Consider the following 20,522-nt stretch of genomic DNA (forward strand, 5'->3'; position numbering starts at 1 on the left):
TCCCATGGCTTTTAACCTTCGCATCGGCGTCATCGGCATAGACCATGGGCACATCTACGGCATGATCAACGGCATGCTGGATGCCGGCGCCACACTCGTTGCGTGGACAACGGGCGAGGAGACCCCGGAAGCCGTTCGCAAGACATTCCAGGAAACCTATCCGGATCTGCCGGCCCGGTCGATGCAGGCCATCCTCGACGATGAAAGCATCGTTCTTGTCCTGTCGTCCGGGATCAACAGCGAGCGCGCCGATGTCGCGGTGGCGGCGATGTCGCACGGCAAGGATGTTCTAGTCGACAAACCCGGCTGTACCAGCCTGGAACAGTTGGCGGACATCCAACGCACCGTCGGCGAAACCGGGCAACGCTGGGTCGTGTCGTTTTCCGAACGCGTCTCCGTCGAGAGCGCCACCCTTGCGGATCAGTTGATTGCGCAGGGCCGGATCGGCAAGGTGGTTCAGACGGTTGGTCTCGGGCCGCATCGCATGAATGCCCATCTCAGGCCGGCATGGTTCTGGGACAGGGCACGCTGCGGTGGGATTCTCGCCGATATCTGCGCCCACCAATTCGACCAGTTCCTGCATTTCACCGGATCGACCGAGGCGAGCGTGGTTTCCGCCCATGTGGCCAATGTCGCAAATCCGGATCGGCCGGCATTTCAGGATTTCGGCGAGGTTCTGCTGGAGGGCAATGGCGGGCGCGGTTATGCCCGGGTCGACTGGCTGACGCCGGCGGGCCTTCCCGTCTGGGGCGATGGCAGGATCACCATTCTGGGGACGGAAGGTTACATCGAACTTCGCAAATACATCGATATCGCCGGCCACGACGGCCAGGACCATGTGTTCGTGGCCGACAGGACGGGCGTGCAGCGGTTCGAAGCCAAAGGTGCCGGAAAACCCTTCTTCGCCCGACTGGCGGCCGATGTGGAAAGGCGAACCGAAACGGCCATGGCCCAGTCCCATGCGTTCCTCGCCACCCGGCTGGCGCTGCAGGCGCAACTCATCGCGGAGGAGAAAGCAGCGCGATGACCGAGCGCATCCGTGTCGCCGTCATCGGCGCGGGCATAGGCAAGGCCCATATCGCCGCCTATGCGGAATTGGCCGATCTGTTCGACGTCCGTTACGTCTGCGACCTCAATCTTCCTCGAGCCGAAGAGGCGGCGCAACAGGCGCCGGGCAGTCGGGCTGTTCCCGATATAAAAGAGGTTTTCGCCGACCCTCTGGTGGATCTGGTCGATATCTGCCTGCCGCCTCAACTGCATGCGGCCATGACGCTTGCGGCCCTCGAAGCAGGAAAGCACGTCGTCTGCGAGAAACCTCTGGCCGGTTCAATCGCGCAGGTGCGCCAGATTGCCGACCGTTCCGCACGAACGGGGCGGCAGGTCTTTCCTGTGTTCCAGTATCGCTATGGCGCCGGCTACCGGGCTGCACATGAACTGAAGGTCCGCGGGCTGCTCGGCAGGCCTTATGTGGTAGCGCTGGAGACGCATTGGCAACGGGGAGCAGCCTATTATGCCGAGCGCTGGCGGGGCACCTGGAAAGGTGAACTCGGCGGGGTGCTTGTCAGCCATGCATGTCACATCCACAACCTGATGACTCATCTCGTCGGAGATGTCGTGGAGGTCGCCGCATTCCTCGACACACGCGTCAATCCCATCGAGACGGAAGATTGCGCAGCGCTTTCCATGCGCACCGAGAAAGGTGGCTTGATCACGTCCTCGGTCACCTTGGGCGCGGCCGGAAACAGTTCGCGGCTGAGGATGTGTTTCGAGCATGTCACCATCACGTCGGGCACCGAACCCTATCAGATAGGGGCCGGTCCGTGGAAATTCGAAGCCACCAACCCTTCGCGACAGGCAGAGATCGATGCGGCAACTCGAGACTTGCCGGAGGTTCTTCCACGGTTTCCGGGACTATTCGCCGATGTCCATGCCCGGCTCACAGGCAAACAGGATCTCTATCTCCCATCGCTCCAGGAAAGCCATCACTCGATCGAACTGGTGACGGCAATCTACGCATCCGCTAGGGAAGGAAAGGTCGTGCGCTTGCCGCTTTCGGCCGATCATCCCCTGGACGCGGGCTGGCTGCCTGGCTGATCGACGAGGCCTTGATGACCGGCGATTATCGGCCGCCGGTTCAGGCGGCTGTAGCCCGCTCGGCGACCGCGCGGTGGACTGCCGTCTGCAGCTGTTCCTGGGTGAACGGTTTTGTCATCCGCAAGAGTTCCGAGAGCCCGTGATCTTCTGGCAGTTCGGCATATCCCGAAGCGAGGATTACCGGCAGACCCGGATAGGCCGAAATGATCAACCGCGCCAGTTCCGCGCCCGTCATGCCCGGCATGGAATGATCCGTGATGACCAGGTCGAACCTCTGAGGCGAGCCGAGGATCTCAAGTGCGGCGGCCGCCGAGGACGCCTCCGTGGTGAGATGGCCGAGATCCTCCAGCATTGCCGACGTTCCCAGGCTGACGAGCGGATCGTCATCAACCACGAGCACGTTCAGTGCGTGCGGCAGGCTGGGGGCAGGGTCCTGCGGTATGGTTTCCGGTGCCGGCGGGGCCGCCGCGATGTTTTCGGCCACCGGCAACCACAGAGACACCGTCGTCCCCTCCCCCTTGATGCTCGACAGGTCCAGAATGCCGCCTGATTGCGCCGCAAGGCCGTGGACCATGGAAAGGCCGAGACCCGTTCCCTTTCCCGGCCCCTTCGTCGTGAAGAATGGTTCGGCAGCGCGCGTCACGGTCGCTTCGTCCATGCCTTCACCGGTATCGGAAACCGATATCCGCACGTAGCGACCGGCAGTCAGACCGCCGGGCCGCGAGACGTCTTTCTCCTCTGCGGACACCATGACCGTCCCGCCCCCCGGCATGGCGTCCCGCGCGTTCACAAACAGATTGAGGAGCGCAAGCTCAAGCTGATTGCTGTCGACCAACAGAGGCGGAAGCCGTGGCGGGATATGTTTTCTGATATCGACGCCAGGTCCCAACGCCTTGTTCAGGAGGTCCTGAATGTTCTCGAAAAGCTCGGCAAAATCGACGGCCTGCGGCTTCAATTCCTGGCGGCGCGCGAATGCCAGCAGCCGCTGGGTCAAGGCGGCGCCGCGCTCTGCCGCCTGAATAGCATTGGCGACCAAGCGCTCGCTCTTGTCGTCGGCGGGAAGCCGTTTCTTCAGGAGGTTCAAGCTGCCCAGCACCGCCATCAGCAGGTTGTTGAAGTCGTGGGCGACGCCGCCGGTCAGCTGGCCGATGGTATCGAGCTTTTGCGCCTCGAACAGTTGAGCGAGCGCTTCTTCCCGCTCACGCGTCCGCTGTTCGATCCGCTCCTCGAGTTCTTCATTGAGCTGACGCAGCTGCTTCGAGGATGCTTCGAGCTCGGCGGTTCTTTCCCGAACCCTGTCCTCTAGGTCGGCATTCAGCCGCTCAAGCTCCCTGGTCTTCCGGTACAAGTCCGCAAATACCCGGACCTTGGCACGCAGAACATCCGGAACGATGGGAACGGAGACATAGTCGACCGCGCCTGCCGCGTACCCGCGCAAGCGGTCCGGCTCCGCCATCATCACGGCCGAGACGAAAATGATCGCCGTATGCTGATAGCGCGGATGCTCCCGGATCATGCTGACGAGCTCGAAGCCGTCCTGCTCCGGCATGCAGACATCCACGAGAATGACGGCGATCTCGTTGCGCAGGAGGTGTTCCAGCGCCTCCCGGCCGGACTGGGCCTTTATGAGATTTTCGCCCAGTTCCTGAAGCACGACCTCATAGCTTAGGAGTTTTGCCGGCTGATCATCCACGAGAAGGATATTCACAGGGTTCATGGCCATGTTCCTAGCGATGCAGCCACATACGGAGCGCGGAAAGCAATTGCTCCGTGTTGACCGGTTTTGCCAGATAATCCGACGCGCCCGCTTCCAGGCACTTTTCGCGGTCTCCCTTCATCGCCTTTGCGGTCAGCGCCAGGATAGGCAGGCGGCGGAATTTGGGATCCGAGCGGATCACCTGCATCGTTTCGTAACCGTCCATTCCGGGCATCATGATGTCCATCAGGACGATTGCGACCGCCTGTTCCTTCTGGATGACATCGATCGCCTCGCTGCCGGTCGTCGCAGTCAGAACCCTCATCCCGCGGCGTTCCAGAACGCTGCTGAGAGCGAAGATATTGCGAGCATCGTCGTCCACCAGCAGAACGGTCTCGCCGATCAGATCCTCGTCGGAACTGTGAAGCTCCTCAAGCAACGCCTGCTTGGCGGGCGGCATATCGGACACCACCCGATGGAGGAACAGCGCGGTTTCATCCAGGAGACGCTCGGGCGATTCGACGCCCTTGACGACGACGCTGCGCGCCATCGTGTGGAGCTGGGCGTCCTCCTCCGGCGAGAGCTCGCGCCCGGTGAACACCACGACCGGAACCTCGGCGATATCGGTGTCGTCCCGCATCTTTTCCAGAACCTCGAAACCCGACATGTCGGGCAGGGTCAGATCGAGAACGACGCAGTCGGCCGGATCCTGTTTCAGGGCGGCCAACGCTTCCGCCCCGGAACCTACGCTGTCGATGTCGATGTCGTCATGGCTGAGCAGAGCGGTCACGCTCACGCGCTCCGCCTCGCTGTCCTCGACCAGCAAAAGCCGCTTGCGGCGCGGTTCGGCATAGTTCTTCAGCCGCAGGAACGCCTTGCCCAGACTGTCCGTGGTCGTGGGCTTGCTCATGAAGGCAAAGGCGCCGCGCGTGAGACCATGCTGGCGGTCCTCATCCAGGCTGATGATCTGGACGGGAATATGCCGCGTCGCCGCACTCTGCTTGAGCTGGCTCAGCACTGTCCAGCCAAGCATGTCGGGCAGGAAGATGTCGAGGGAGATGGCGGCAGGCTTGTATTCCTGCGCGAAATTCAGCGCTTCGCTGCCGCGGGTGGCCACCAGAACCTTGAACCCGCTGTCATGGGCCAGATCGACAAGCACGCGGGCGTAGTGAGGATCGTCCTCGACAATCAGCAGAACCGCATCCCCGGGCATTATGTCGCCGCGATCGTCTTCGACCTGTTCCGCGGATTTGTCGGCCCGCCGTGCGGCGGCGGCCTCGGCGAGTTGCACGACGTTGGTTTGTGCCGGCAGCGGCTTCGAGGCGGGGGAGGCACCCACATATGTCATCGGCAGGTAGAGCACGAACGTGCTGCCGACGCCGGGCGTGCTGCGCAGCTGGATCTCGCCGCCAAGGAGGTTGGCAAGTTCACGGCTGATCGCGAGGCCGAGGCCCGTGCCTCCGTATTTCCGGCTGGTCGAAGCATCCGCCTGCTGGAACGCCTCGAATATGATGCGCTGTTTTTCCGGCGGTATGCCGATCCCCGTATCGGTGACCTCGAAGGCAATCACGGATGGAGCATGTTTGAGAGACGAATGATCCGAAGACCAGCCTTCCGTCACCGGAACGACCTTCAACGTGACGCCGCCCTGCGCGGTGAACTTGAATGCGTTGGACAACAGGTTCTTGAGGATCTGCTGCAGCCGCTTGGAGTCGGTGATGATGCTCCTCGGTACGTCCTCGCCGATCTCGACCATGTAGGTCAGATCCCGATTTTCCGCCTCGTGCCGGAACGGCCTCGACATCATCTCCAGGAGATTGGCGATGAATATCTCCTCGGCATCGACCGACACCGTCCCGGATTCGATCTTGGAGAGATCGAGGATGTCGCTGATCAGGTTGAGGAGATCGGTTCCGGCCCCGTGGATCGTCTTTGCGAACTCCACCTGCTTGCCGGACAGGTTGCCGTCCGGATTTTCTCCCAGCTGCTGGCCGAGAATGAGGATCGAGTTGAGCGGCGTCCGCAGCTCGTGCGACATGTTGGCGAGGAACTCGGACTTGTATTTCGACGTCAGCGCAAGTTCGGTCGCCTTCTCTTCCAGCGCGCGACGGGCCTGCTCGATTTCCTGGTTCTTCGCCTCGACCTCGACGTTTCGTTCTTCGAGCTGTTGCGCCTTCTGCTCGAGCTGTTCGTTGGTCTGTTGCAACTCTCTCTGCTGCGTCTGAAGCTCGGTCGCAAGCTGTTGGGACTGTTTCAGCAGGCCTTCCGTCTGCATGGTCGCTTCAATCGAGTTGAGAACGATGCCGATCGACGTCGTCAACTGATCCAGGAAGGAAAGCTGAAGTTCGGTGAACTCACCTGCCGACGCAAGTTCGATCACCGCCTTGACTTGCCCTTCGAAGTGGACTGGCAGAACGATGGCGCTCTTCGGAAGGGTCGCGAAAACCCCCGAGCTGATAGGAACGACATTGTCGGGAAGATTGGTCACGAGAATCCGGCGGGCATCAATGGCGCACTGGCCGACCAGCCCCTGGCCGAATTCCAGACGCTGCGGATGTCCGGCATCGACCCCGCCCGCATAGCTTGACAGCAGCGACAGCGTCGCCTGGCCATCCGCGGCATCCACCTGATAGATCACGCCTTGGTGAGCCCCGACGAGAGGCGCGAGTTCCGAAAGCAGCATCTTGCCGACCAGGGTCAGGTCTCGCTGTCCCTGGAGCATGTTCGTGAATTTCGCCAGGTTCGTCTTCAGCCAGTCCTGTTCGGTGTTCTGTTCCGTCGTCAGGCGCAGGTTGCCGATCATCGTATTGATGTTGTCCTTGAGCTCGGCGACTTCGCCGCGCGCTTCCACCTGGATCGACCGCGTCAGGTCGCCCTTGGTCACCGCCGTCGCGACCTCCGCGATGGCTCGCACCTGGGTGGTCAGGTTGGCGGCCAGCAGATTGACGTTACCCGTCAGGTCTTTCCAGGTACCGGCGGTACCCGGCACGTTCGCCTGCCCGCCGAGCCGGCCTTCGACGCCCACTTCGCGAGCAACCGTCGTGACCTGGTCGGCGAAGGTCGCGAGCGTATTGGTCATGTTGTTGATGGTTTCCGCGAGTGCTGCGACCTCGCCCTTGGACGCCACGGTGAGGTTCTGCTTGAGGTCGCCGTTGGCGACGGCCGTCACCACCTTGACGATACCGCGCACCTGTTCGGTCAGGTTGGCGGCCATGACGTTGACCGTATCGGTTAGATCCTTCCAAGTCCCGGCGACCCCGGGCACCTGCGCCTGGCCGCCGAGCTTGCCTTCGGTGCCGACCTCGCGCGCCACGCGCGTCACTTCGCCTGCAAAGGCGTTGAGCTGGTCCACCATCGTGTTGATGGTGTTCTTCAGCTCGAGAATTTCGCCCTTTACGTCGACGGTGATCTTGCGCGACAGGTCGCCTCGCGCGACGGCGGTCGTTACTTCGGCGATGTTGCGGACCTGCGTGGTCAGGTTTGCGGCAAGCAGGTTGACGTTGTCGGTCAGGTCCTTCCAGGTACCGGCAACGCCCGGCACAACGGCCTGGCCGCCGAGCCGGCCGTCTGTGCCGACCTCGCGCGCCACACGGGTGACTTCGCCCGCAAACGACCGAAGCTGGTCCACCATCGTGTTGAGGGTGTCCTTCAGGAGCAGGATCTCGCCGCGCACGTCGACGGTGATCTTGCGCGACAAGTCGCCATTGGCGATCGCGGTTGCGACCTCGGCAATATTGCGGACCTGGGCCGTCAGGTTGCCGGCCATCGAGTTGACGCTGTCGGTCAGGTCCTTCCAGGTGCCGGCAACACCGGAAACCTGGGCCTGTCCGCCGAGCTTGCCTTCGGTGCCGACCTCGCGTGCCACGCGCGTCACTTCGCCGGCGAATGCGTTGAGCTGGTCCACCATCGTGTTGATGGTATTTTTCAGCTCCAGGATTTCCCCCTTCACGTCGACGGTGATCTTGCGCGACAGGTCTCCTCGCGCCACAGCGGTCGTTACTTCCGCAATGTTTCGCACCTGACCGGTGAGGTTGGACGCCATCGAGTTGACGTTCTCGGTCAAATCCTTCCAGGTGCCTGCGACACCCGGAACCTGCGCCTGACCGCCGAGCTTGCCTTCGGTGCCCACTTCACGCGCCACGCGCGTCACTTCCGAGGCGAACCGGTTGAGTTGGTCCACCATCGTGTTGAGGGTTTCCTTGAGCTGCAGAATTTCACCCTTCACGTCGACGGTGATCTTGCGCGACAAATCACCATTGGCGATCGCGGTCGATACTTCCGCGATGTTGCGGACCTGAGCCGTCAGATTGCCCGCCATGGAGTTGACGCTGTCCGTCAAATCCTTCCAGGTCCCGGCAACGCCCAGAACGTTCGCCTGTCCGCCGAGCCGCCCTTCCGTCCCGACCTCGCGGGCGACACGCGTCACTTCCCCGGCGAAACCGTTGAGCTGGTCGACCATCGTGTTGATGGTTTCCTTCAGTTCCAAGATTTCGCCGGAAACCGTCACGGTGATCTTCTTCGACAGGTCGCCCTGGGCGACGGCGGTCGCAACTTCGGCGATGTTTCGCACCTGGCCCGTGAGATTTGACGCCATGGAGTTGACCGAGTCGGTCAGGTCCTTCCACGTTCCCGCGACACCGCGCACATTCGCCTGGCCGCCAAGCCGGCCTTCCGTCCCCACTTCGCGCGCCACGCGCGTCACTTCCGAGGCGAATGCGTTGAGCTGATCGACCATCGTGTTGATGGTTTCCTTCAGCTCCAGGATTTCGCCCTTCACGTCGACGGTGATCTTCTTGGACAAGTCGCCGTTGGCGATCGCCGTGGATACCTCGGCGATGTTGCGCACCTGCGCCGTGAGATTCCCGGCCATGGAGTTGACGTTTTCGGTCAGGTCCTTCCAGGTGCCGGCGACACCCCGTACGTTTGCCTGACCGCCAAGCCGACCTTCCGTTCCCACTTCACGGGCGACACGCGTCACTTCGGACGCGAAGGCGTTCAACTGATCGACCATCGTGTTGATGGTTTCCTTCAGTTCCAGGATTTCACCCGAGACCGTAACCGTGATCTTCTTCGACAAGTCGCCATTGGCGATCGCCGTCGACACTTCGGCGATGTTGCGCACCTGCGCCGTCAGGTTGGACGCCATGGAGTTGACGTTGTCGGTCAAGTCCTTCCAGGTTCCGGCGACGCCCGGCACCTGGGCCTGGCCTCCAAGGCGACCTTCGGTGCCGACCTCGCGGGCGACACGCGTCACCTCGCCGGCAAAGCCGTTGAGCTGGTCCACCATCGTGTTGATGGTTTCCTTCAGTTCGAGGATTTCGCCCGATACGTCGACGGTGATCTTGCGTGAAAGGTCGCCTCGGGCAACGGCGGTCGTGACCTGGGCGATGTTTCGCACCTGCGCCGTCAGGTTGCCGCACATTGCGTTGACCGAGTCGGTCAGGTCTTTCCATGTGCCCGCGACACCCGGGACGAGCGCCTGGCCGCCGAGCTTTCCTTCCGTCCCGACCTCCCGGGCCACGCGCGTCACTTCCGACGCAAAGGAGCGGAGCTGGTCGACCATCGTGTTGATGGCTTCCTTCAGCTGCAGGATCTCGCCGCGAACATCGACGGTGATCTTTTTGGAAAGGTCGCCGTTAGCGACTGCGATGGTGACGTCGGCGATATTGCGGACCTGAGCGGTCAGGTTCGAAGCCATCGAGTTGACGCTCTCGGTCAAGTCTTTCCAGACGCCGGTCACTTCCGGGACCTGAGCCTGGCCACCCAGCTTGCCGTCCGTGCCCACCTCACGGGCGACACGCGTCACTTCGGATGTGAATACGCTGAGCTGCTTGATCATCGTGTTGACGATCTCGGCCGAACGCAGGAATTCGCCTTTCAGGGGTCTCCCGTCGACATCCAGCGGCACCGTCTGCAGGAGGTCGCCTTTGGCGACCGCGGTGATCGTCCGGGTAACGGCTGTCGTCGGCCACAACAAATCGTCGATCAGGGTATTGATCGATCCTTCCATGTCCGCCCAGGCGCCATCGGACAGTCCAAATCTGACGCGTGTGCTGGTGCGGCCATCGCGTCCGACCACCTGGCCGACATTTTCCAGCTGGGCTGCCATCTTCTGGTTGGCGGCGATGATATCATTCAACGTGTCCGCAATTTTTCCGGTGACGCCAGTCAGATCGGACCGCATCCGGACCGAAAAGTCTCCCCGTTTCATCGCCAGGAGCGCTTCCAGCAAGGCACGAGAATCCTCTGCCGCCATCGCCCCGACATCTATCTCCGACAGGTCCCCTGATTCCGGACCGCTACGCTGAACATCATGACCCTGTCTACTCACCGCAACCCCCTGCCTGGAAATGCCGTTTAATCTAGTGCACGATTCCGAAAAGACTACTGGTCGGGCACGCGCTGCCTCACGCATCAGCCGAGGCCGTTTTGCCCCGATCCGAGCGGCGCCCAAAATGCGTCGAAGTTGAAAAACTCCGCTAATCCAGCGCAGTAGCAGGATCACCTCGACGAGCCGCGAGGCACGCTGCGGACCACGCCCAAGCCTGGATACAAAGCGATCGGAGGCACAAGCATAAGGAATGCGGTTCTGCCGCAGCGGCAGGGGCTTTGGCGTGGGGCGAAGGTAATTGAAAGATCAACCGCGGGGGCGCTCTTCCCGCATCACCTCGGCAATCGCCTGAAGAAGCGGCACCTCCTTCAGAGCCTCGATCGAAACCGAGAGCTTCGGTTTCCAGTTCGGATAGCCATCACTGGTACCCGGCACGTTTGTCGGCTTCTTCTCGCTCGTCAGGTCGGCCAGGCGGACAGCGGCCAGGAGCGACGGTGTCCTGGCAATGAAGCGGTGCGCGCTGATCACCAGGCTCTCCAGCTTTTCCTTGGTGTCATGCCGAGATTGTTGGGGAGACGCCATTCCTGCCTGTTGCAGCACTTCCTTCAGGTCCGCGCGCTCGTGTTTCCGCTCTTCGATATGTCGTTCCGTGACGTCGGGTGGAACGATGCCATGCTCGGCGCGAACCTTGATGTCGGCGCCTCGCCACCAGCCCGCAAGCGTCTGGTGATCGTGGGTTGAGATGCATGCCAGCGCCAGGACCGGATAGTCCTGCGCCGGCTTGAAACTGTCCCCGTCGCGCTCATAGGAAAGGATACGGTAAGAGAGGATCTGCGCCTGCGCCAGGTCGTCCTGCAGTCCCTCCGGCAGGATCCCCAGATCCTCGCCGATCACCAGGCACTGATATTCGGCGGAAGCTTCCGCGATTATCCGCAGGAGGTCTTGCTGCGGATAATCGACGTAAGCACCGCCGTCAGGCCGGCTCTCCAGCGGCACCAGGAACAGACGCCTCAGTGCGGCGGCGTGATCGATCCGAATGGCTCCCGCGTAACGCATTGCGGCACGTAGCATCTGCCGATAGGGAGGTTCTTTCCCGCAAGCGATCGCCGAGGGATGGAAGGCGGCCAGATGCCAGTCCTGGCCCTGCGTGGCGAACGGGTCCGGCGGGCTCCCGATGGTCGCTTTCGCGATATAGGTGCCCTGCTCGCTCCAGGTGGCCGAACCGTCCATGGCCTCGCCGACGGCGAGGTCCAGATAGAGCCCGATCCGAAGACCGGCATTCCGGGCGCGGTCTGCGGCCTGCGTCAGCTGCCGGTGAGCAAGCCATTGCAGCCACATGTGGAAGCGCACTTCGTCGGCATGCTCCCCGGCAAAGTCGGCGACAGCGGCACTGTCCGGGCGCTGAAATTCCTCCGGCCAGGCAAGCCAGCCGGCGCCGGCGCCGCGTTTTGCCATTGATGCCGAGATAGTCTCGAAAAGTGCATGACGCCGCAGCGGGTCACCGCGTTCCTTGACAAAAGCTTCGAAAGCACGCCGATCATCGTCTCCCGCGTTTCGCCACGCCTGCCAAAGATCACGAAGCACCCCGAGCTTGGTTTCCGCTACCCGCACATAATCGACGAGGTCGGTTCGCCGCAGCTCTTCCAACCGGTTTTCGAGTTTGGGAGCGCTCACAAAGCCCGGCACCTTGTCGACAGCGATATAGAGCGGGTTGAGCTGTTGGCGGTTCGACGGCTCATAGGGGCTGCAGCGGTCGGGATCGGCGAGAAAGGGTGCATGCAGCGGATTGAGCCCAATAAAATCAGCGCCCAGTGATCCCGCGAGGTCGACCATCGCCAAAAGGTCTTCGAAGTCGCCGATCCCCCAGTTGCGCGCGGATCGAAGCTCATACAGTTGCAGGCTCACTCCCCACACCCGGCTGGCCTCGAGGAAATTCGGTACGTATGATTTGGGATTCTTCCTCTTGGCAGAGGTCGGCTTCCGGCGCCTCCCGGGCGGGTCCGCTCCCGGGTCGAGTTCAACGCCGAGCGCAGTCAGAACTTTTCTCTTGGTCGCATCGGAGATGGGCACCTCCTCATTATCCGGGCTCGGTCTGGTCAGGCCAACACCGTGTCTGCAAGCCAGATCGTCGAGTTCTGCGCGTTTCATGATTTCCATGCCCTTTCTAAGGCGGACGCAACATCAAGCCGGCCGATGTCTCACCAAAGCTGACAGGACTACGCCACCGGCCGGAACCTTGGACGGAACAGCGACGAAACAGGGCGCCGTCATGCTCGGGAAAGGGACGAACTCGGATTGCTGCAAGGAGAAAACCTTTGGTCGTTATGGCGAGGAGAAGGTCTAAACTTCAATGCAACCGGAATGTTTCAGGGGCAAGGTAAAGAAGCCGGCAGAGGTGAATCGGCTGCGACACGGCGCCCGGACGGGAAGAGCCCTCGCGGAAACGGCGCTTATATCGCTCAACCGCAGCCGACGTCTGTTGCGTGAAGGCGGGTTGCTGGATAAGAGTATCGGCTTGAGACTATTCAATCCGAGGAATAAGCATGGCCACCGGTACCGTCAAGTTTTTCAATCAGGACAAGGGCTTCGGCTTCATCACCCCCGAAACCGGCGGAGCCGATGTGTTCGTCCACATATCTGCGCTGCAGGGGGCGGGACCGCTCCAGGACGGACAGAAGGTCTCCTATGAGATCGGCCAGGATCGCAAGACCGGAAAATCAAAAGCCGAAAACGTCAGAACGATTTGAAGCCCTCATTCGCCGAATACCGCCTGGTTATTGAGGCTCGGGCCTGCACAATCCGGCGCGGTTCGGCGGATCTATTTGATAAATAGCGAGGCTGGGCCTGACGTTGTTGGCCCCGGCCCCGCTTGCGTATCCACCGATGCCTCAATGAGGCGAATGCCTCTCAAGCTCGGTGTAACGGTTCATCACCGCGGCTGTGGTGATCGATCGCTCCCCTTCCGAATGAATCTTCAGCGGTTCAGGCCAGGCACCGCAAAGAGGATCGGCATCGATTTTTCGCGATGCCTGAATCTTCGTGGAAGACGATGAAATCGTCCTCACGCCTGCCCCCACCGTGCAAAAACCATTGCCGATCTTCCGAGCCGAGATGCTTTCGGCTGCCCCTCGCATCAACCCGGCCGACGAGCGGGCGGGACGCGATGCGTGACCTATCCTGCCTGCAATCCGTCTTGGGCACCCCGAATTCCGCAGGGGGCAGAAAGCTGCAATCCACGCAAATCACGACACTCCGGCGATCTCTCCGGCAATCCCAAACGACATCGTAATTTGTTAAATGCGGACGTTACATGATTGACAATATATGGTAATTTCTGCTCATAAAGATAACAACAGATTATGTGGTCCGATATGCTGGTTATTCTCGCCGACGACCTGACCGGCGCGCTTGATTGCGCTGCACCGTTTGCCGGCAGAGGTCTGCATACTGAAATCGCGTTGAGCCCAAAGTCCGTCGAGGCGGCCCTGCAAGCCGCGCCAGCGGTTCTGTCGATCAATCTTGGATCTCGAGAAATCGACGCCGAAGCGGCGCGGCAGGCGACTGCGGCAGTCCTGTCGGCCCTACCGCCCGACGTCCTTCTGTTTAAGAAGGTCGATTCCCGCCTCAAAGGGAATATCGCCGCCGAGCTCGACGCGACACCTTTTCATCTGGCGCTGGTCGCTCCCGCAATACCTGATTTCGGCAGGATCGTCCGGTCGGGACATGTCGAAGGTTTCGGCCTGGACAAACCGCTGAAGGTTGCCGATGCGTTGGGCGTTCATGCGGAGCGCGCGATCATTCCCGACACCCTTTCCCAGGCGAGCATGTTCGACGCCCTGGCGGCCGGCCGGGAAGCCGGTGCCGACCTTTTGATCGGCGCCAGGGGCCTCGCCGAGGCATTGGCATGCCATGTGACCGGTCGCCGGACGGCCGAGCCGGCCCTGCCCAAACCCGGCCCTGCCCTTTTTGTCATCGGATCGAGAGATCCCATCACGCTGGCACAGATCGAGGAACTGCGGCGCCGGGTGGCCCCTGACCATATCGCCGCGCCGAACGGGTGCCCGGAACGCGTCGTGCGGCCGCAGCATCTCGTGACGCTCGTCCAGGCAACGCCGGGTGAAAAGGACGATCCGCCGCTTCTGGTATCGGAGAGGCTTGCGGAAGGCGTCGTGCCGGACATGACCGCGCCAGTCGCCACTCTGCTTCTATCCGGCGGAGCGACCGCCGAGGCGGTCCTCAAGGCGATGAACGTGTCCAGTTTTCAACTTCTCGGCGAATGTCTTCCGGGCCTCGGCTTGGCTTATATCGATGGCCAATGCATCATCGCCAAATCCGGGGGATTCGGCACGCCGAGCACCTTATGTGAGATCGCGAGAGCAACCATGGGCGAGAAGGATTGAACGATGGGGCTGGAGAGCGGCACCGCCCGCAAGGGCCTCCCCGATATCGTCTTCGAGCGGATGTTGCGCGCGATCAAGTCGGGAGCGTACAAGCCGGATGAACGGCTGCCGACCGAACACGATCTTGCAACGGAATTCGAGGTGTCGCGGCCGGTCATTCGCGAAGCACTGAGGCGGCTGCGCGAACAGGGACTGATCTATTCGAGGCGTGGGGCGGGCAGCTTCGTGCGTGCGCTCGGGCTACGCGAGCCGCTTGGCTTTGGCCAGTTGGAGAACGTCGCCGATCTCCTCAACTGTTACGAGTTTCGCATGACCCTCGAACCGGCCGCTGCGGCCGCTGCGGCTGCACGTCATGACAAGGAAAGCCTGGGGGCCATAAAGCGGGCCCTGGAATTGCTGCGCGACGCCACCAACCGTCAGGCCCATCGCGAAGATGCAGACTACCAGTTCCATCTGGCCATCGCACGGGCGGCGCAGAACACCTACTTTTCGACGGCGATGGAAGCCTTGAAGGATCACATCGCCGTGGGGATGAAGTTCCACGGAGCCTCCGTGAAAAGAGAGGCTACCGGGCTGGCGAAGGTCTTCGGCGAGCACGAGGCGATTGCCGATGCAATCGCTCGCGCGGACCAGGAGGCAGCCCGGCAATTGATGCTGGACCACCTGAAGGGGTCACGGGAACGGCTGTTTCAATCCTCGAACCGATGAAAACCGTATGGTCATCAGGAAATAGGGGGCATCCGGCATGGTCGCGCCGGATGATGGGCGTTCAAAACGCCGCCTCGTAGATCCCCTGCACGTCACCAACGGTCATTTCCGCCGGGTTGTTATCCATCAGCCGACGGATGGCATGCGCCTCCGAAGCGTAGAGGGAGAGTTCGTCCCGCTTCGCCCCATGGGCCGCAAGCGACATCTGAATGCCGAGCCCCCTGCAGAACTCGAAGGCCGACGAGCGCAGTTCATCCGACGAGAGTTCCGCACCAAGACCCAGCGCAGCAGCCACTTCTGCCGTCTTCGCAGCCACGACCGGCTGGTTGAAAGCCAGAACATGCGGAAAGACGATGGCATTCGCCAGACCGTGCGGCAGGTTGAGGCGCGTGCCCAGCGGATAGGCGATGGCGTGACCGGCGGCCGTGTTGACCGGCCCAAGGCAGATTCCTCCGTAATAGGAAGCGAGCATCAGCCCTTCGCGAGCCTCCGTATCGTGCCCGTCCTTCACCGCACGCGCCAGATACCGGCCGGCCAACCCGAAACCCATGCGGGCAAAGCCATCGATCATCGGGTGAGAGCGGCGGCTGGTAAAGGCTTCGACGCAATGCGCCATGGCGTCGACGCCCGTCGCGGCGGTCACGGCGGGAGGCACCGAATAGGTCAACTCGGGATCGAGCACCGCGAAATCGGCGATCATGTGCGGACTTTCCACCGCGATCTTCGTCCGCTTTACCGGATCGGTGATGAGCGAGCGGATTCCGGCTTCCGAGCCGGTACCGGCGGTGGTCGCGACCTGGGCAAGCCGCGTGCGACGACCGGCGACGCGGTTGGGACCGGCAACGTCCTCGAGGGTCTGCTCGGAATCCCAGAGGACAGCGACCAGCTTGGCGACATCCAATACGGACCCGCCGCCAAGCCCGACGATCACCTGCGGGCGGACGTTGCGGGCTGCCTCCAGCGCGGCGTTCAGCGTTGCGGTATCCGGCTCGCCCGGAATGGCGTCGAATACCGAGAACCGGCCGGACAGTTGAAGACGATCGACAAAGCCCGCCGTGATCGGCGTTGCGATGACCAAGGTCGAGGCGACATCGCCGGCCCAGGGGCCGACCTGGCTGACCGTGCCTGCGCCGACGGCGAGCCGCAGCGGCTGATGAAGTGTGATCGGCGCAATGGCCATGGCGCTTGTCCTTATCAGGCACGCCCCGCCACGAGCTTGCGCGCGTAGGCGATGGCGGAGTTCATGTTGCCGTGATTGGCGATACCCTTGCCGGCGATATCGAACGCCGTGCCGTGGTCGACGGAGGTACGATCGATGGGCAGGTCGACGGAAACGTTGACAGCCGTATCGAAGGCTACGAGCTTGATCGGGATATGGCCCTGATCGTGATACTGCGCGACAACCAGATCGAACGCGCCTGAATAGGCCCGGTGGAAAACCGTGTCGGCCGAGATCGGGCCGTGAACCTCGATGCCTTCGGCGCGCGCGGCCGCAACCGCGGGGGCGATCTGGTCGTCGTCTTCCGTGCCGAAGAGGCCATTCTCGCCGCAATGGGGATTGATGCCCGCGACCGCGATGCGCGGATGTTCGTAGCCGATGCGTTTCAGATGCGCGTCGCCGGCGCGGATGGTCGCCAGCACCCTTTCCGTCGTGGCGCGCCGGATAGCCTCCTGCAGGGAAACGTGAGTGGAGACGTGGATCACTTTCAGACGGTCGGAGGCCAGAAGCATGTATGCCGCTGCCGAACCGGTGAGGCTACGCAACATGCCGGTATGGCCGTCATAGTGATGGCCGGCGAGGTTGAGCGCCTCCTTGTTGATCGGTGCGGTGACGATACAGCCGATCGAGCCGGCTTCGGCATCGCGCACGGCACGTTCGATGAAGCGGAACGCCGCATCGCCGGCGATCGCGGACAACTGGCCCCAGGGCAGAGGCGCTCCCTCGACCGGAAGGTCGACGACGTAGGGCGCGAGGTCGAGCGCGATCCCTACAGCATCGCGGGCCGCCTCAAGCGTCGCAAGGTTACCGTAGACACGCGTCGCGGAGCGGTCCGCGGTTGACATCTCGGCCAGGGCCTTGACCGTTATCTCCGGCCCAACGCCACAGGGGTCTCCCATGGTGATGCCAATGATATTGCTCATCAAACTCTCCCGTCAGTCGCGTCCGCCCAGCCCGAAGCCAGGCTCACGTATTTGATTGCCCGCCTGTGATATGTATAAGCGATGTGCAAGGCCCCGTCGGGCGTTTCCAGAAGCCATGGATAGGACATTTCCTTGTTGCGGCCATCCGTGGAATCGTTCGACAGACATGTGCCCGGCCCGTCTTCGACGAGGATGCGCACGGGGAAACTCAGCCCGCCATCGTCCGAGATGCATAGCGAGACCGGTGCGCGCGGCACGCCCCAGACAGGCACGCAACCGCCCGCCGGATCGGCATCGGGCCTGTCGTCGTTTTCGCCGAGTTCGTCATAAAGCGAGGCACGGCGATCGCCGGACTGGGCAGCACTGACCGGGTTGCAGATCATCGCAAGCCGTCCATCCCTCAGCCGTATAACCGCGATCGAGGAATTGTTGTTCGGTACATCGGTCGCTGCCGGCACCGACCAGGACCGGCCACCATCTGCGCTTTCGGTCCGATAGACGAAGTCAGCCTGCCTGCGGCGGAAAAATGCCGCATGGCCTCCCTTCGGCAGCGCGACGGGGCTCATGTGGACGCAGCCGGTCGATTGCGGCAGTTCTTCGAGCCGCCAGGTTTTCCCGGCATCCGTCGATATCCCGATCGCCGCCGTGTCATGGCTCCCGTTCCATTTCTGGCCGGGCCGCTGAACGCAGCGGAAGATCGGCAGAAGCCAGGCGCCATCATCCCGCACCGTCAGCGGCGCCCGAATGAAACACCCTCGGGGCAGATCGAGATACCGGCCGTCCTCCGACGTCAACCGTGCCGGATCGCTTGGATCACGCCGGATCTCCGCCATGCGGATGCGGCATTCGTCCTGATTGCCGGAAGGTTGCGACGTATGGAAAAGCCAGAGCCTGCCATCGGGCGCGGTAAACAGGACCGGATTCTGCTCGGAATGCGCGTCATCGAAGCTCAGCCTCTGCGGCGGACCCCAGGCATCCGATCCGGACACTAAAACGGACGCAAATATGGATATGTCGGACTTGCCTTCGAGCGAGCCGCCGAACCAGGCGCAGGTCAATGCACCATCGCCTGAGACGTGCAGGAAGCTCGCATGGTTCTGCACCATGGGCGAAGGCAGGAAGGCTTCGCGCCGGTTGGCAGCGACCATCCGGACGGCGCCGGTCATTGCTGCCGCTATTTCATCAGGGCTCATAAAGCTCTCCTTTTGGCCCAAAGGATTACCAGAAACACAAAGTTGTCAAGTTTTATAATGTTATTGAATTGCCGACATCCGCCCAATCATCCTTATTAATTATTTGATATATATGTATAATTTTCAGACATAAATTTTTCTGGAAAATAACATTACGAAATAATTTGACAAACTGCTCGCAACGGAAGATGGTCTGAAACAGAATAGCACAGGAGGAGTGCGGCGATCGCAGTGCAGCGAAATGTGAGAACCCTCAGCGGGGAATTCGATCGAAGGGTCGAACACCCACAGACAGGGCCTCGGAAATCGCCGCCGGCCTTCCGTTAACGGAACAGCTCGCCAATCACCAGAACAGTCGGCCGCCGCTGGGCGCCATAGGCAAACGGCAGGTCGACCGGAACGTGTTCGACCACATTATATTCACTTGGGAGGTGAAACCACATGAAGAAGATGCTGATGATGACCGCGTTGATCCTGGGATCGGCGCTTCCGCCGGCTTACGCAGGGTCCGGCCCGATCAAGATCGTGCTGCCCGAGGAAGCCGACCTGCTGGAGCCCTGCATGGCGACCCGCTCCAATATCGGCCGTATCATCATGGAGAATGTCAGCGAGACGCTGACCGAGCTCGACGTTCGCGGCAAGAAGGGCGTCATGCCGCGCCTCGCCGAGAAATGGGAGCAGACCCCGGACGGCAGCTGGCGGTTTTATCTGCGCAAGGGTGTCAAGTTCTCCAACGGCACCACGTTCGACGCCAAGGACGTCAAGCACAGCTTCGATCGTGTCATGAGCGACAAGAACGCCTGCGAATCCCGTCGCTATTTCGGCGGCATGAAGATCAGCGCCAATGTCGTCGACGACAATACGATCGATTTCAAGGCCGACCCGGCCCAGCCGATCCTGCCGCTGCTGATGTCGCTCGTCACGATCGTGCCGGAAGAAACGCCGCTGCAGTTCATCCGCGAACCGATCGGAACCGGTCCCTATGCGCTGAAGAACTGGACACCGGGCCAGCAGATCGTGCTCGCCGCACGCAGCGATTACTGGGGCGCCAAGCCGCAGGTCACCGAAGCGACCTATGTCTTCCGCGCCGATCCCGCCGTTCGTGCGGCAATGGTAAAGGCCGGCGAAGCGGATCTTTCTCCGTCGATCTCGCAGCTCGATGCCACCGATCCGAAGACCGATTTCTCCTATCTCGACAGCGAGACGGTCTATCTGCGTCTGGACCATAACATCCAGCCGCTGAACGACGTGCGAGTGCGCAAGGCTCTCAACCTTGCCATCGACCGCCAGGCCTTCATCGGCACGCTGGTGCCGGACGGCGCGGTGCTCGCGACGGCGCTCGTTCCGCCGACCACTCTCGGCTGGAACCCGGACGTCAAGGTGTTCCCCTATGATCCGGCAGGCGCCAAGAAGCTTCTCGCCGAGGCCAAGGCCGCCGGCGTGAAGGTCGATACCCCGATCACGCTGATCGCCCGCACGGCGAACTTCCCGAACGTCACCGAGATCATGGAAGCCGTGCAGTCGCAGCTTCAGGAAGTCGGCTTCAAGATCGATCTGAAGTTCGTCGAAGTGGCCGAGCACGAAAGCTACTACTCCAAGCCGTTCAAGGAAGGCCGCGGCCCGATTATCGTCGCTGCCATGCATGACAACTCCAAGGGCGACCCGTCCTTCACCATGTTCTTCAAATATGCATCGCAGGGGACCCAGTCGGGCTTTTCGGATCCCAAGGTGGACGACCTGATCAAGCGCGCATCTGCGGCCGTCGGCGACGAACGTGCGAAACTCTGGTCGCAGCTGATTGCCTACCTGCATGACGACGTGGTCGCCGATGGCCTCCTGTTCCACATGGTCGGCTTCTCTCGCGTTTCGCCGCGCATCGACTTCAAGCCGACGATCGCCACCAACTCGATGCTGCAGCTCTCCGAGATCGGCATCAAATAAGCTCAGGATATCGGCTA

The 20,522-nt window shown here is 61.8% G+C and carries 12 protein-coding genes; 6 read left to right on the plus strand and 6 right to left on the minus strand.

The genetic code is table 11. The features are described 5' to 3' along the window. The first annotated feature begins 4 nt into the window (after positions 1 to 4). Together J2X76_RS26425 and J2X76_RS26430 are read left to right on the plus strand one after the other, a co-directional pair. A complete protein-coding gene (locus J2X76_RS26425; protein WP_310220531.1) occupies positions 5 to 1,027 on the plus strand; it encodes a Gfo/Idh/MocA family oxidoreductase in 1,023 nt (340 codons plus the stop codon). Next, positions 1,024 to 2,094 carry a Gfo/Idh/MocA family oxidoreductase gene (locus J2X76_RS26430; RefSeq protein ID WP_310220532.1) on the plus strand — a complete coding sequence of 357 codons (1,071 nt, stop codon included), beginning with the start codon at positions 1,024 to 1,026 and terminating at the stop codon, positions 2,092 to 2,094. The genes J2X76_RS26425 and J2X76_RS26430 overlap by 4 nt, the downstream gene beginning before the upstream one ends. 40 nt (positions 2,095 to 2,134) lie before the next feature. Here J2X76_RS26430 and J2X76_RS26435 read toward each other — a convergent pair whose 3' ends face one another. The 3 genes from J2X76_RS26435 to malQ all read right to left on the minus strand — a co-directional run bounded on the left by J2X76_RS26435 (position 2,135) and on the right by malQ (position 12,269). Beyond that, positions 2,135 to 3,811 (minus strand): response regulator, encoded by a 1,677-nt coding sequence (locus J2X76_RS26435; protein ID WP_310220533.1) that lies wholly within the window; start codon positions 3,809 to 3,811, stop codon positions 2,135 to 2,137. A gap of 10 nt (positions 3,812 to 3,821) precedes the next feature. Next, the gene (locus J2X76_RS26440; RefSeq protein WP_405030092.1) at positions 3,822 to 10,046 is read right to left on the minus strand and encodes a HAMP domain-containing protein; all 6,225 of its coding nucleotides are present in this window, start codon (positions 10,044 to 10,046) and stop codon (positions 3,822 to 3,824) included. Positions 10,047 to 10,427: 381 nt separating this feature from the next. Continuing rightward, positions 10,428 to 12,269: a 4-alpha-glucanotransferase gene (gene malQ / locus J2X76_RS26445; protein ID WP_310220596.1), complete on the minus strand. Its 1,842-nt coding sequence runs from the start codon at positions 12,267 to 12,269 to the stop codon at positions 10,428 to 10,430. Positions 12,270 to 12,664: 395 nt separating this feature from the next. On the opposite strand from malQ, the gene J2X76_RS26450 reads away from it, so the two are divergent. From J2X76_RS26450 to J2X76_RS26460, 3 genes are all read left to right on the plus strand, one after another. Next, complete coding sequence (locus J2X76_RS26450; RefSeq protein ID WP_310220534.1) at positions 12,665 to 12,868, plus strand: cold-shock protein; 204 nt, start codon at positions 12,665 to 12,667, stop codon at positions 12,866 to 12,868. Positions 12,869 to 13,492: 624 nt separating this feature from the next. Next, entirely contained in the window at positions 13,493 to 14,521 is a 1,029-nt protein-coding gene (locus J2X76_RS26455) for a four-carbon acid sugar kinase family protein (RefSeq protein WP_310220535.1), read from the plus strand. 3 nt (positions 14,522 to 14,524) lie between these two features. Continuing rightward, positions 14,525 to 15,229, plus strand: a complete 705-nt coding sequence (locus J2X76_RS26460) for a FadR/GntR family transcriptional regulator (RefSeq protein ID WP_310220536.1) — start codon at positions 14,525 to 14,527, stop codon at positions 15,227 to 15,229. 61 nt (positions 15,230 to 15,290) lie between these two features. Here the strand turns inward: J2X76_RS26460 and J2X76_RS26465 are convergent, their stop codons facing one another. From J2X76_RS26465 to J2X76_RS26475, 3 genes are read right to left on the minus strand one after another with little or no spacing between them, the layout of a single operon-like run. Beyond that, a complete protein-coding gene (locus J2X76_RS26465; RefSeq protein WP_310220537.1) occupies positions 15,291 to 16,409 on the minus strand; it encodes an iron-containing alcohol dehydrogenase in 1,119 nt (372 codons plus the stop codon). A gap of 14 nt (positions 16,410 to 16,423) precedes the next feature. Then, complete coding sequence (pdxA, locus tag J2X76_RS26470; RefSeq protein ID WP_310220538.1) at positions 16,424 to 17,371, minus strand: 4-hydroxythreonine-4-phosphate dehydrogenase PdxA; 948 nt, start codon at positions 17,369 to 17,371, stop codon at positions 16,424 to 16,426. Next, positions 17,371 to 18,564 carry an exo-alpha-sialidase gene (locus tag J2X76_RS26475; RefSeq protein WP_310220539.1) on the minus strand — a complete coding sequence of 398 codons (1,194 nt, stop codon included), beginning with the start codon at positions 18,562 to 18,564 and terminating at the stop codon, positions 17,371 to 17,373. The genes pdxA and J2X76_RS26475 overlap by 1 nt, the downstream gene beginning before the upstream one ends. A 441-nt stretch (positions 18,565 to 19,005) precedes the next feature. On the opposite strand from J2X76_RS26475, the gene J2X76_RS26480 reads away from it, so the two are divergent. Beyond that, positions 19,006 to 20,505 carry an ABC transporter substrate-binding protein gene (locus J2X76_RS26480; protein WP_310220540.1) on the plus strand — a complete coding sequence of 500 codons (1,500 nt, stop codon included), beginning with the start codon at positions 19,006 to 19,008 and terminating at the stop codon, positions 20,503 to 20,505. The last annotated feature ends 17 nt before the right edge of the window (positions 20,506 to 20,522 follow it).

The organism is Neorhizobium sp. 2083 (genome assembly GCF_031455615.1).
Classification (GTDB): domain Bacteria; phylum Pseudomonadota; class Alphaproteobacteria; order Rhizobiales; family Rhizobiaceae; genus Neorhizobium.